The 13,175-nt window shown below is 60.8% G+C and carries 11 protein-coding genes; 2 read left to right on the top strand and 9 right to left on the bottom strand.

The window, feature by feature from the left end; genetic code table 11:
- Window positions 1-220: 220 nt before the first annotated feature.
- The 9 genes from ABID12_RS16665 to ABID12_RS16625 all read right to left on the bottom strand — a co-directional run bounded on the left by ABID12_RS16665 (window position 221) and on the right by ABID12_RS16625 (window position 9,760).
- On the bottom strand, window positions 221-1,231 hold the full coding sequence (locus ABID12_RS16665) for a LacI family DNA-binding transcriptional regulator (protein WP_354435206.1): 1,011 nt from the start codon (window positions 1,229-1,231) through the stop codon (window positions 221-223).
- Between the two features lie 122 nt (window positions 1,232-1,353).
- Window positions 1,354-2,535, bottom strand: a complete 1,182-nt coding sequence (locus ABID12_RS16660) for an alanine racemase (RefSeq protein WP_354435204.1) — start codon at window positions 2,533-2,535, stop codon at window positions 1,354-1,356.
- Window positions 2,536-4,377, bottom strand: coding sequence for an adenine deaminase (locus tag ABID12_RS16655; RefSeq protein WP_354435203.1), 1,842 nt, complete (start codon window positions 4,375-4,377; stop codon window positions 2,536-2,538).
- Window positions 4,374-5,012, bottom strand: coding sequence for a helix-turn-helix domain-containing protein (locus ABID12_RS16650; protein ID WP_354435201.1), 639 nt, complete (start codon window positions 5,010-5,012; stop codon window positions 4,374-4,376). Before ABID12_RS16650 ends, ABID12_RS16655 begins: the two co-directional genes overlap by 4 nt.
- 36 nt (window positions 5,013-5,048) lie before the next feature.
- A complete protein-coding gene (locus ABID12_RS16645) occupies window positions 5,049-5,981 on the bottom strand; it encodes an N-carbamoyl-D-amino-acid hydrolase (RefSeq protein ID WP_354435200.1) in 933 nt (310 codons plus the stop codon).
- Window positions 5,978-7,054: an ABC transporter ATP-binding protein gene (locus ABID12_RS16640; RefSeq protein ID WP_354435198.1), complete on the bottom strand. Its 1,077-nt coding sequence runs from the start codon at window positions 7,052-7,054 to the stop codon at window positions 5,978-5,980. Before ABID12_RS16640 ends, ABID12_RS16645 begins: the two co-directional genes overlap by 4 nt.
- Window positions 7,055-7,062: 8 nt before the next feature.
- Window positions 7,063-7,854, bottom strand: coding sequence for an ABC transporter permease (locus ABID12_RS16635; RefSeq protein ID WP_106307465.1), 792 nt, complete (start codon window positions 7,852-7,854; stop codon window positions 7,063-7,065).
- Window positions 7,851-8,711 carry an ABC transporter permease gene (locus ABID12_RS16630; protein WP_227023676.1) on the bottom strand — a complete coding sequence of 287 codons (861 nt, stop codon included), beginning with the start codon at window positions 8,709-8,711 and terminating at the stop codon, window positions 7,851-7,853. The genes ABID12_RS16635 and ABID12_RS16630 overlap by 4 nt, the downstream gene beginning before the upstream one ends.
- A gap of 11 nt (window positions 8,712-8,722) precedes the next feature.
- Entirely contained in the window at window positions 8,723-9,760 is a 1,038-nt protein-coding gene (locus ABID12_RS16625; protein WP_354435196.1) for an ABC transporter substrate-binding protein, read from the bottom strand.
- 430 nt (window positions 9,761-10,190) lie between these two features.
- Between ABID12_RS16625 and ABID12_RS16620 the strand changes: the two genes are divergently transcribed.
- Together ABID12_RS16620 and ABID12_RS16615 are read left to right on the top strand one after the other, a co-directional pair.
- Window positions 10,191-11,714 (top strand): ABC transporter substrate-binding protein, encoded by a 1,524-nt coding sequence (locus tag ABID12_RS16620; protein ID WP_354435194.1) that lies wholly within the window; start codon window positions 10,191-10,193, stop codon window positions 11,712-11,714.
- 128 nt (window positions 11,715-11,842) lie between these two features.
- Entirely contained in the window at window positions 11,843-13,171 is a 1,329-nt protein-coding gene (locus ABID12_RS16615; RefSeq protein ID WP_354435193.1) for a GH1 family beta-glucosidase, read from the top strand.
- Window positions 13,172-13,175 lie beyond the last annotated feature (4 nt).

Here is a 13,175-nt window from a genome sequence, read left to right as displayed (position 1 = left end):
ACGGAGGAAAGCGTAGGTGCAAATCCGCAATTTATCAATAGTTATGCATAAATTTGCGTAATTTGCATTATGTTTGAAATAATTGCGAATTCCATTTCGTATGTTGTTGTTTTAAATAACTAAAATAGAACACAATAAACCGCGCGGCGCAGTAGGCGATGCGCTTTCGTTACGCCGATGTGTCTGAGGGCAATTTTTTACTGACGGTATAAGTTGTCGTTCAGGCTCGTGCGTGAACCGTGCCGCCGGGGACCAGTGACACGCCGATTTCCAGCTGCCGAACCGCCGTTTCGCCTTCGATCTGATCGGAGAGCAGCCTGATGGCGCCGCGCCCGATCGCATCCCGATCCACATGGATCGTGCTGAGACGCGGCGCTGTCATCGCTGCAAGCGGCAGATCATCAAAGCCCATGATCGAAAAGTCGCGCGCTACCTGACCGACGCCACCCTGGATGCCTTCGATGATTTCCACCGCCGCGATATCATTCCAGCAGAACAGGGCCGTGACGTCATGTTTCCCTTCGGAGATATCTTGCAGAAGCTCCATCGGCTTGCGGTCGTCGCTCATGACCAGCGCTGCCTCTTCCCCGGTGACCTCGGCCATGGCCGTGACGAAGCCGCGGCGGCGCTCGAGGATTGTCGGTCGGTGGCCATGGGTATAATGCAGAATTTTCCGGTGACCTGCCGAAAGCAGATGCCTGGTGGCCATATAGGCACCGTAAAAATTGGACGGCGCCACCGAACTGATGCGCATCAACGGGTCGCAGCCGTTGACAAGCACTGCATGGACTTCATTTTCCCGGCACCATGACGCAAGCTCGTCGCTGGCATCGATCCCGGCAAGGAGAACGGCGCTGGCCCCGGCCGCTTGCACATGCCGCGCCACGAGTTCGAGCGTCACCTTGCGTTCGCTGATCAGGCGGATATCGAGATCCAGCCCGCAGACCGAGGCCTCGCTGCGGATGGCGTTGAGAATGTCGACATAAAAACCCGACAGGCCGCCAGTCGCATTGGCAAAGGGCACGAGCGCGACAACGCGGCGGTCGGTCGCCCGCAGACCGGGCATGCGCTTGGAGCGATATCCAAGCGACCGCGCCATCCTCTGAACATCGCGCCGTACGACCTCCGAGATGCCGTCCTCATTGGCAAGCGCCCGCGATACCGTGCTTACAGAAACGCCGAGTCTGGATGCGATATCGGCCTGGTTCGGTCTGCGGGTGGTTGTGCTCATCGGGACTCGCTCGATCAAATGTTTCAGCTTTTGATTACGCAATTTTTGCGTTTTTTGAAAGAGCCGATATCACATGCTGGCGTTTTTTGCGCCATCGCGCATATCTTGTCCGGAGAGGGGCTTTATCCCGACAAACCGGCGTCGTCTGCCGAGGCGATCGCCCATCGGGTGGCGTTGATCGTGCTTTGCGAGACGGTTCCCCTGTCCAGGAAAGTGAGAGAGGGCGCGAGGTTGACGACGACGCAGGCGTGGTTGGGGTAGATCAGCAGGCGTTCGCCGATGGCAAGATCGGTGCCTGCCCGTGAGACCATGCCGTGTTCTTCCGACAGTTTCACGACGGTCAGGGGCGCGTCGAGGGTTGTGCTCCATGCCTCGCCGAAGCCGGAGCCCGTGCCGGTGCTGTGGGCGCCGAGGTCGGAGCTGAGCGTCTTCGATCCGGCGTCGATGATGTAGAAATCCCGGTTTTTCGAGATGATCGTTGCCGAGACGGCCAGTGCGATCTGGCTGCGATCGATGATGCCGAGGCGCACGGCGGTCATGTCGTAAAACACGTAATTGCCCGGCCGGATTTCATCGATGCCGTCGAAACCGTCATTGGCCAGCAGGGACGGGGTGCTGCCGATGGAGATCAGCGGCACGGTGATGCCCTGCTTAGCGAGCTTTTCCCGAAACGAGAGCAGTGTGTGCCGTTCATCGGCGGCAACCCTGCGCACGGCATCGGCCGAGCCTGCGCCGTAGGCATGGCCGGCGTGGGAGAGGAGACCGGTGAAGGTCAGGTGCGACGATACGAGCCTCCGGACGAGGGCGATGCTGTCTTCCGCCGCCGGATCGACGCCGCAGCGGTGCAGACCGACATCGACCTTGATGAACACGTCTGCCGCCGTTCCTGCCTGTTGTGCGCCGGTTTCCAGCGCCTCAATGCCGGTTGCGCTGTCGGCGATGAAACGGACTTTTGTGCCGTTCTCGCGTGCGAGCGTCAGCAGCGCCGCAACCGGTTCCGGGCGCACCAGCGGATAGGCCAGCGTCACCGGGGAAAAACCGGCGCGGATGAAGACGGCGGCCTCGCTGGGGTGGGAGGCTGTGACGCCTGTGGCCCCGGCCTTGCGCTGCATGCCGGCAATGGCGAGCGATTTATGCGTCTTGATATGCGGATGCAGCGCCACATTGCCGGCGGTGGCGATGGCCTGTATGTGTGCGATATTGGCCTCAAGGCGTGCCGCATCGACAACGACACATGGGGTTTCCAGCCGATCGACGCCGTCGAATGCCGGATGCGGGGTGATTTCCGTGTTGTTGTCCATCATCTACCAGACCACCTTGTGCGTTGCGCCGGTCGCGACATTGACGAGGCCTTCGGGCGCATAGTCGGACGGCGCCACCAGCACCCAGCGCCAGGGTGCGCAGGTGAGCGTTGCGAAGGCGAGCCGCTCGGGGAAACCCGGCCACCAGCGCGGCGAGGACGAGGGTTCGAACATCCATTCGATCTTTTCGCCCTCGGCATAAAGCTGCTGCATATCGGCATCGAGGTCTTCGGCGGAGCGCTGCGACATCAGCCCGGCGATCTCGTAGCGCACGGTGGCAACGACCTTATTGTCGCGCACCAGCGTCCAGCCGCCACCGATTTCGCCAAGCGCGTTGACCGCTGCCGCCATCGCCGTATCCGATGAGCCGACGCACCAGATATTGTGCTTGTCGTGGGCGAGCGAACTTGCCAGCGCGCAATCCGGCGTCTTCGGCCCCGTTCCGGCCCAGAACATTTTCGAGATGGACTTTTTGCCGGAAAAACGGTCGACAATGGCGAATTTGGTGATGTTGCGCGCCGTATCGCGCTGCACGAGGCCATCTTCCACGGGCAGTTCATAGGTCAGGAAATCATCTTCCCAGTGGAACGGGCGCAGCACCGCCGCCGTCATCGTCTTGCGGCCCGGTTCGGCTGCAATCGCGAAATCGTCGGCGCTGAAGAGGCCGCCCGCCTGAACCGTGTTCTTCGCCCAGTCCGGCCAGTCGATATCGGGAACCGGGAGAACATAGTCTTTGCCCTTCGAGACCTGCTTGCCATCGGCCCAGACCTCGGCGATTTCGAAGCTTTCGAGGTCGGACAGGAGAACGATATCGGCAAACCGGCCCGGCGCAATCGTGCCGACCCATGGCGTCAGCCGCATATGCCGGGCGGGGTTGATGGTGACGCACTGAATGGCGATTTCGGGGGCGAGGCCGGACTGGATGGCGAGGCGCACATTATAGTCGGTCGCGCCCTTCTCGAGGGTTTCCGAGGCGGAACGGTCATCGGTCGCAAAGGCGATCTGCGACCAGTCGGCAAGGCCGCGTTCCAGAAGCCCCTTGATGACATCGGGCATGGAATGCGGTCTCAGTTCCGCAAACAGCCCGTGGGTGAGTTTGTCCCAGAATTCCTCTGCCGTCCACGCCTCGTGGTCGGAGGCCAGACCGGCGGCGGCAAAGGCGTTGATGGTCGGCAGGTCCCTGATCCCGGCGGCATGGCCCTCGACCACGCCGCGCGCGGCGAAAGTGGCCTCGATCATGCCCCAGAGCCGGTCATGGGAGGCGTTTTCCGGGTTCCAGACGGCCGGCCAGTCCATCACTTCGTCAAGACCGGCAACCATCAGGCTTCCGTTCATAAAGTCGCGCTGCTCGTCATGGCCGAGCCAGCCGCCACCATGCTCATAGGCCGTCGGCGGCACGGCGGAACCGGGCAGCGGAAAAATCTTCAGCGGCGAGCCGTTGGCCCGCGCCGTCATCCAGAAATCAAGCGTCTTCGAGCCGCGCACATTGGAGAATTCGTGGCTTGCCTCGCAGGTCCAGGTATTGCCGCGCGGCATCACCAGCGCCGCCTCCCATTCCGGCGTCAGATGCGAGCTTTCGATATGCTTGTGCACCTCGCCGAGGCCGGGGATCGCCATCAGGTCGGGGCGTTCGTCAATGACATCGCACTGGCCGGGCCATGACCCGGCGGGGCCGACATAGGCAATCCGGTCGCCGGAGATGACGATTTCCTGATTATCGCTCCATGTCCGCGTCGCCGTGTCGAGCAGCCTGCCGACCCGCAGAATACGGTCGGCAGGGGCTTTGGCGAGCGCGACAAGGGTCAGCTGCTGGCGCAGCCGGACTTCGGAACTTGCATCGATCATGAGGACACCGTGAACTGGTCGGGCGCATCGCCCGAACCGGAATAGCAGATGGAAAGAATGCGGGCATTGCCGGGGCCTGCGGCATAAAACCCGTGCTCGGAGGCGGCGTCGAAATAGACGGTGTCGCCTTCCGCCAGCAAGACCGGCGCATAGGGCGACATTTCGAAAATCACGTCGCCGGCAAGCACATAGACGAATTCCTCGCCGCTGTGGGTGCTGCGGGCCGGTGGCATATTGTCGTCACGCGGCGGGATATCGATCACCATCGGCGTCAGCGCCTTGTCCGCAAGCTCGGTGGAAAGCATCCGGTAGGCGCCCATGTCGTTTTCCAGATGCCGGCCTTCGCCCCTGCGGGTAATGGCGCGGGCGGCACGGGCAAAGCTCGGGCGCGCGGCCTTTCCCTCCAGAAGATCGGCAAAGTCGAGGCCGAGACCGCCCGAAAGCCGGGTCAGCACGGAATAGGCGGGCTGGCTCTGGCCGTTTTCGATCTTGGAAAGCGCTGAAATCGAAACGCCGGTTCTTTTCGACACTTCGGCAAGCGTCCAGCCGTTTTCACGGCGCAGGTCGGACAGGATGCGGGAGACCGAACTGGTTTCGCTCTGTTCGCTGGCAGATGCCGGTTCCGGCTGGCTCATTGTCGTTCCTCCCCATGCGTCGGATCTTGCATTCAATCAGTCCGTGACCGGTCCCTTTGTCTCGACAATCAGCCGGTACTGTTCCGGCTCACGGTGACGGGCGAAATCGAAAATCGTCTTGCGGTAGAGCTTCGCCATGTCGAGATCGCATTTCGCCACCACCACTTCGTCGGCGGTCGAAACCGCCATGGCGACGATCTGGCCGGAGGGGGCGACAATCATCGACTGGCCGATCAGGTTCGAGCCCTCCTCATGGCCCGCCTTGGCCGTCGCGATGACCCAGTTGGAATTCTGATAGGCGCCCGCCTGGATCGACAGCTGATTGTGAAACTGCGTCAGGCTGTCGAAATCGAAGTTGCCGGTATGGTCGTCCGGCGTGTTGTAGCCGACAAGGATCATTTCTGATCCCTTCAGCGCCATCACCCGATAGGTTTCCGGCCAGCGGCGGTCATTGCAGATCGCCATGCCGATGCGCGTTCCCATGGTCTCGAACACGTTGAAGCCGAGATTGCCGGGTTCGAAATAGTATTTTTCCAGATGCTGGGACTTCAGATCCGGCTGTGGCGCATCCCAGCCGGGCAGATGGATCTTGCGGTATTTGCCGACGATCTTGCCGTCGCGGTCAACCAGAACGGATGTGTTGTAGCGGTGCTTTACGCCATCCTCGACGGTCAGTTCCGCATAGCCGAGATAAAAGCCGATCTTCAGCCGCTTCGCCGCGTCGAAAAGCGTCTGCGTTTCCGGCCCCGGCATCTCGGTTTCATAGAAGGCATCGATTTCCGCCGGGTCGGTCATGTGCCAGCGCGGGAAGAAGGTCGTCAGCGTCAGCTCGGGAAAAACCACGAGTTCCGCCCCGCGCGACGATGCCTCGCCCAAAAGCGCGATCAGCCGTTCGACAACTCCCTTGCGCGTGTCCGAACGGGCAATCGGCCCCATCTGCGCGGCGGCGGCGACAAGGGTCCGGCTCATGGCGTTTCCCCGGCATCCTCGAGAATGCAGCAATGGGCGAAATCGAAGGCGAGGCCGACATTCTGTCCGGCATCGATCGGGTTTTGCAGCGGGCCGTTGGCGATCAGCACGCCGGCCGAAGTCTCGATCTTGTACTGATAGGCGCGGCCGAGATAGGAGCGCATATGCGTCGTTCCGGCGATGGCATTGGCGCTGCCCGCATCGGTGAGCGTCAGCCCTTCCGGGCGCGCACCGATGGTGAAACGCTCGGGCAGCGTCCCGGTGAGGGCCTCGTCGAGGACGATCTCGCCGCCATTTTCCAGCGCCGCCGTCACCTTTGCGCTGTCCCTGCGGATCACCCGCATGGCGATCAGATTGTCGAAACCGACGAAGCGGGCGACAAAGGCGTTGACGGGGCGCGTATAAAGCACTTCCGGCGTATCGAGCTGGACGATGTTGCCGGCATTCATGATCGCCACGCGGTCGGAAATGGAAAATGCCTCTTCCTGATCGTGGGTCACATAGATGGCGGTGCGGTTGTTGGCCTTCTGCAATTCGCGGATTTCCACCCGCATGTCGACGCGCAGCTTGGCGTCGAGATTGGACAGCGGCTCGTCGAACATCAAGAGCGGCGGGTCGATGGCAAGCGCGCGGGCCACGGCGACGCGCTGGCGCTGGCCGCCGGAAAGGGCAGCGGGCAGGCGGTCGGCAAAGCCCGTCAGCCCGACGCGGGCCAGCATGTCGGCAACGCGCCTTTCCCGTTCGGCCGTGGCCACCTTGCGCTGTTTCAGCCCGAAGCCGACATTTTCGGCAACGGAAAGATGCGGGAACAGCGCATAGTTCTGGAACACGATGCCGGCATCGCGCTTGTGCGGCGGCAGGCCGGTGACATCGCGCCCGGCAACGGAAATGCTGCCGCCGGTGGGCTGCAGGAAACCGGCGAGCAGGCGCAGCGTCGTCGTCTTGCCGCAGCCGCTGGAGCCCAGAAGCGAAACCAGTTCGCCCTCGCCAACGGACAGGTTCAGCCCGTGCAGAACCTGCGTCGTGCCGTAATGGGCGGTGACATTGTTCAGAATGACGGCGTTTTCAGCCATTTGAACTCCTATTGAACGGTCTTCGACAGACCGAGACTGCGTTCGATCAGCACCATGACGAGAATGGTGACGCCCATCAGAAGCACGGAAACGGCGCTGACGGTCGGATCGAAAAACTGCTGGACATAGGTGAAGACTTCGATCGGCAGCGTGGAAATGCCGGGACCGGTCAGAAACAGCGCCACCGCCATATCATTCAGCGAGGTGATGAAGGCGAGCACCATGCCGGCGATCACGCCGGAGCGGATATTCGGCAGGACAATGGTCCAGAACGCCTTTGCCGGATGCATGCCGAGGCTGACGGCGGCTTCCTGAATCGAGAAGTCGAAACCGGCAAGGCTGGCGCCGATCACCCGCACCATATAGGGCAGGCACAGGATCGCATGGCCGAGGATCAGCGACGGCAGGATCGGCAGTTCGAACTGCACGATCAGGGTTTTCAGCAGCGAAAAGCCGAAGACGATTTCCGGAATGAAGAACGGCAGGAAGAACACCGAGCCATACCAGCCCGGAATTTTCATCCGGTAGCGGTTCAGCGCATAGGCTGCCGCCAGCCCGGTGACGAGCGCGATCAGCGTGCCGCCGACGGCCACCTGCATCGAGATGATGAAGGTGTCGAGAAAGCCCGAATGGTTGAACACATTGGCATACCATTTGAGCGTGAAGCCCTGCGGCGGAAACGCCAGATAGCGGGTATCGCTGACCGATGTGCCGATGACGATGACGATCGGGCCTGCCAGAAACAGGATGACCAGCCAGCCGAAGGCCTTTGAAAGCGGGTGAATGCGGCGTCCGGTCATGCTGCCGCCCTCCGGGCCGTCATTCTGCCGGCGATGGTGCCGAGCACGACCACGCAGAAGATCGCGGTCCCCATCATGATCGCGGCAATGGTGTTGGCCACGCCCCAGTCGAACGAGATCATCGCCTTCTGGTAAAGCAGTGTCGCCAGCGTCATCTGCGGCTCGCCGCCCAGCAGCGTCGGCGTGACGAAGGTGGCGAGCGATCCGGTAAAGACGAGGATCGAGCCGACGATCATGCCGGGCACGGCCAGCGGCAGGGTGACCTGAAAGAACACCGAAACCGGCGACGCGCCGAGCGAACCGGCGGCAAGATAAAGATCGTCCTCGATATTTTCGAGCACGCCGACCAGCGACAGGATCATCAGCGGCGTGAACAGATAGGCAAGACCGGCAATCACCGCGCCCTGCGTGAACAGCATTTCGAGCGGTTCGCCGATCAGTCCCGCTTTCATCAAAAGCGTGTTGACGACGCCGTTGCGGCCGAGGATCGCCATGAAGGAGAACGAGCGCACGACCACGCTGGTCAGCAGCGGAAACACCGACAGGATCAGCAGCACGCGTTTGAGACCCGGCGATGCATTGGCGATCATGTAGGCCCCGGCGAAACCGAGGATAAGCGCCGTCACCGTCGACAGAAAGGCGATGCGGAACGAACGGATCATCACCGTGCGGTTATAATCGTCGGCGAAGAAGTCGCGATAATTGGCGAACAGGCCTGCCGGATTGGAAAAGCTCTCGGCAAGGGTTCCGGCCACCGGAATGACCAGAATGAAAACGAGCACCGCGGTTGCCGGCAGAACCAGCAACCACGGGCCAAGCGCGCTGATGCGCTGTGCGGGGGAAACGCGGGAGGTCAACTTTGCGTCCGTCAGCGTCCGAACACGTCGTTCCAGCGGCGTTCCCAGTCGTCATTGACCTTCAGCAGCTTGTCATAGGGTGTCGGCTGCATGCTGAGCACGGCCTTTTCGCCATAGACGAGCTTGGAGGCTTCTTCCGGCGTCAGCTCGACCGTCTTGTTGACCGGGCCGGAGCCGCTGACCAGTTCGACGGCCGCATCCTTCTGGGCCTGTCGGGACAGCGAGAAGTCGATGAAGGCCAGCGCCAGATCCTTGTGCTTGGCGTTTTTCGGGATGTTGTAGGTGTTCATCATCCGGAAATCGCCTTCCTTCAGCTCGGCCCAGCCGATATTCGGGTTGGCCGACTGGATGGCCGGGAAGGCATAGTCCTGCGCCAGGCCGATAAAGGCTTCGCCGGTGGAAAGCAGGTTGGTCAGTTCCGAGCCGGACGAGAAGGTCTTGACGATATTCGGCTTCAGCTCCGCCATCTTGGCAAAGGCCGCATCCGGATCATCAAAGGCATTCGTGCCGAAGCATTTTGCGGCCATCATCACCGTCAGCGGACCGCCGGTGGTGTTGAAGGCGGGCATGGCGATAGAGCTCTCAAAGTCTTCCCGCCACAGGTCGCACCACGAGGTGATCGGGGTATCGGTGCGGGTCTTGTCATAGACAATGCCGTAGCGGCCGAATGTGTAGGCCGGGCCGTAATCACCCTGCGGATGCTGGGCGGCATCATAGAGTTCGTCGAGATTGGAAAGCTTCGAGGAATCGATTTTCTCGAATGCGCCCTGATCGATGCCGATCTGGGAGAACTTGTCGGTCAGCAGAATGACATCGACGCCGCCGCGGATACGGGCCTTGTTCAGCCGCTCCGGCGCGCCGCCGGTCTCGACCACGATCCTGACGTTATGCTCCTTCTCGAAGGGTTCGAAAATGAAGGGCTCATAGAAATCGTTGGAATAGCCCCAGTTGGAAACGACGAAGGTTTCCTCGGCATGGGCGGAAAGAGCGGGCAGCGAAAACAGGGCGGCAACCGCGCCGGCCCGGAGAAAAGTCTTGATATGCGGCATGCGGGAGGTCCTTCGCTATCTCGAAAGGGAAAACTTTTTTCCAACTAGAGAAATTTTGGGAGTATGTCAATTTATTATGCACTGGTCTTTTTTGCGTAAAGAATAATCTTTGCCCTCGTCGAGGCATGCGCCCGGATGGCTGGTCGTGCAGGTGCGGGCGGCATGGTTTCCCATCGTGAAAAACCCTTCTGTATCAACCCGTATGAGCCGGTACCGCGTCTGGGAGGCTGTGCTCGAAACCGTGCGCTGGCGCCTGTCCAGAGTCATTTCAAATGCCGCGGGATTGGGCCGTTGCGATCCATTCGGCTGCCTCGAAACGCCGTCCGCGGAAAGTTGAAGCGGGTACTTGACAGCCGCGTCGTTCTGGCCACTAATATCATAATAATAACTGTTATGCCATTATAACGGAATAAATGAAGGGAACTTCCTCATGATGAAACGACTGCTGCTTGCAGCGACCTGCATGATTCTGCCGCTTGCACCGGCTGCCGCTCTGGCCGATGGCATCGTTGATGTTGCGACCATCGGTGAACCGCCGACACTCGACCCGATGGCCTCGACCGCCGATGTGGTCGGCATGACCACCCAGCACATTTTCGAAACGCTGTTTACCTATGACGATCAGTGGAACGTCGTTCCGCTTCTGGCCGCCACCATGCCGGAGATTTCGGAGGACGGCACGGTCTACGACATCACGCTTCGTGATGATGTGCCGTTCCATGACGGGACGATCATGGATTCCAGCGATGTTGTCGCTGCCATCGAACGCTGGATGGATATCGCCTCGCGCGGCAAACAGGCCGCCCCTTACATCAAGGAAGTGACGGCGACCGGTGACGACAGTGTGCAGATCGTGCTCAACGAGCCCTATGCGCCGCTGATGTCGCTGCTGGCCTTCAATAATTCGGCTGCTGTCATCATGCCGAAGGAAAACCTGGCCGAGCCGCTGACCAAATTCATCGGTACCGGCCCCTATATGCTGAAGGAGCATCGCCCCGACCAGTATATCCAGCTTGTGCGCTTCGACGATTACGCGGCCCGTTCCGAGCCGGCCAATGGCTTCAGCGGCAAGCGTGAAGCTGTGCTGGACGAGATCCGGTTTGTTCCGGTTTCCGACCCCAACACGCGTCTTGAAGGCATCGTTTCCGGCCAGTTCGACTTTGCCGAATCGCTGCCGACCGAGAATTTCAGCCGCATCGAAGACTCCGATCAGGCCGTTCCGGTCGTGCTCGATCCCTACGGCGCGCCCGTCTTCGTGATGAACACCAAAGAAGGCATGATGACCAACAAGGGCATCCGCCATGCTGTTCAGGAAGCGCTGAACCCGGAAGACATGCTGCTTGCAGCCTTCGGCGATCCGAAGTTCTTCGCTGTCAACGGTGCGCTTTATCCCGATAATTATGTCTGGCACACCGAAGACGGGATCGAGCGCTATGGCGATGCCGATCCGATGGCCGCAAAGGAGATGCTCGAGGAAGCCGGTTATGATGGCAGCCCGCTGCGCATCCTCACCAGCCGCCAGTACGAGTTCCACTACAAGATGGCGCAGGTTGCCGCCGAATATCTGAAAATGGCGGGTTTCCCGGTCGAGCTGGAAGTCTATGACTGGGCTACGCTGACCCAGCGCCGTGCCGATCCGGCCCTGTGGGATATCTTCATCACCCATGGTCCGTTCCCGGCCGAACCGGCGCTGAACGGCTGGATGTCGGATGACTATCCGGGCTGGTGGGCGTCCGATGCCAAGCATGCGGTGACCGGACCGTTCCTGGCGGAATCCGATCCGGAAAAGCGCAAGGAACTCTTTGCCGAGGTTCAGAAGGCCTTTTATGAAGACGCGCCCGTCTTCAAGGTCGGCGATTTCAACTCGCTGAGCGCCGAAGCGGTGACGCTGGAAGACTTCCAGCCTTCGCCCTGGCCCTATTTCTGGAACGTCAGCACGGAAAACGGCAAATAAGCCGGTTTCCTTCAAGAAAACAATGGTGTTTCCGGCGACTGTGCCGGGGACACCTCTGCCGATTGTATTGTGTCGCCGGAAGCCGCGATGACCGCGCCGCTCCGGTATCCCTTTCCGAAAGCTGACTGATGGCCCGAAACTTTCCACCCGATTTTCTCTGGGGGGCTGCCGCCTCCGCCTATCAGACCGAAGGCGCGACCGAAACCGATGGTCGCGGTCCGAGCGTCTGGGACACTTACGCGAAAGTGCCGGGCAACATCGTCAACGGCGATACCGCCGATATTTCCTGCGATCACTATCACCGCTATCCCGAAGATGTCGCGCTGATGCGCGGGCTTGGCGTCAAGGCCTTCCGGCTGTCCACCGCCTGGCCGCGTATCTTCCCCGAAGGCAAGGGGCAGGTGAACCAGCTTGGCGTCGATTTCTACGACCGGCTGATCGACCTGATGCTGCATGAGGGCATCGAACCCTGGATCTGTCTGCACCACTGGGACATGCCGGTGCCGATCGAGGAAGCCGGCGGCTGGCGCTCGCGCGAGACGGCAAAGATCTTTGGTGACTATGCTGCCGAGGTCATCCGCCGTTTCGGCGACCGGGTGAAGCGTTTTGCGCCGATCAACGAGCCGAATGTCATTCCGTGGGTTGCCTATAATCTCGGTCGTCACGCGCCGGGCAAGCAGAATTACGATGCCTGCCTGCAGGCGATCCACAATCTCAATCTCGCCCACGGCAAGACGGTGTCCGCCGTGCGTGCCGAAGCGCCGGATGCCGAGATCGGCAATATCGTCTCGCTCGGACCCGTCCGCCCGCATTATGACGATGCCGCCCACGAGGAGGCGCGCGTTTTCGGCGACTGCATGTGGCGGCGCGTCATGGTCGATCCGCTTTGGCTCGGCACCTATCCCGAGCCGATTGCCGAAAAGATCGAGCCGCTGATCCAGCCCGGAGATATGGAAGAGATCAGCCAGAAACTCGATTTCTTCGGTCTCAATCATTACAACCCGGTCTTCGTCGCGCCCAACCCGAATGCCACGCTGGGCTATTCCGAGGTCATGCCGCCGTCCGGCATGGGGCCGCTTACCGACGTCAACTGGATCGTCGATCCGGATGCCTTCCTCGAGCAGATCCGCGATACCAGCAATCGTTACGGCAATCCGGTGATCTACATCACCGAAAACGGCGCCTCCTATCCCGATATGCTCCGGCCCGACCGCACCATCGTCGACAATGAGCGCATCAGCTATTTCGACAAATATCTCGGCGCACTTCTCGATGCCATCGATGAAGGGCATGATATCCGCGGCTACTTCGCCTGGTCGCTGATGGACAATTTCGAATGGGGGCGCGGCTATTCCAAGCGCTTCGGGCTGGTCTATGTCGACTATCCGACGCTGCAGCGCATCCCCAAAGCCTCTTATCACTGGCTGAAAGGCGTGATTGCGAACAATGCCCTTTGAAGAC

The sequence above is a fragment of the Martelella mangrovi genome (assembly GCF_040545495.1).
In the GTDB taxonomy this organism is placed as follows: Bacteria; Pseudomonadota; Alphaproteobacteria; order Rhizobiales; family Rhizobiaceae; genus Martelella; species Martelella mangrovi.
Note: the sequence above shows the minus strand (reverse complement) of the source record. Positions and strands in the feature narration are given on the sequence as shown.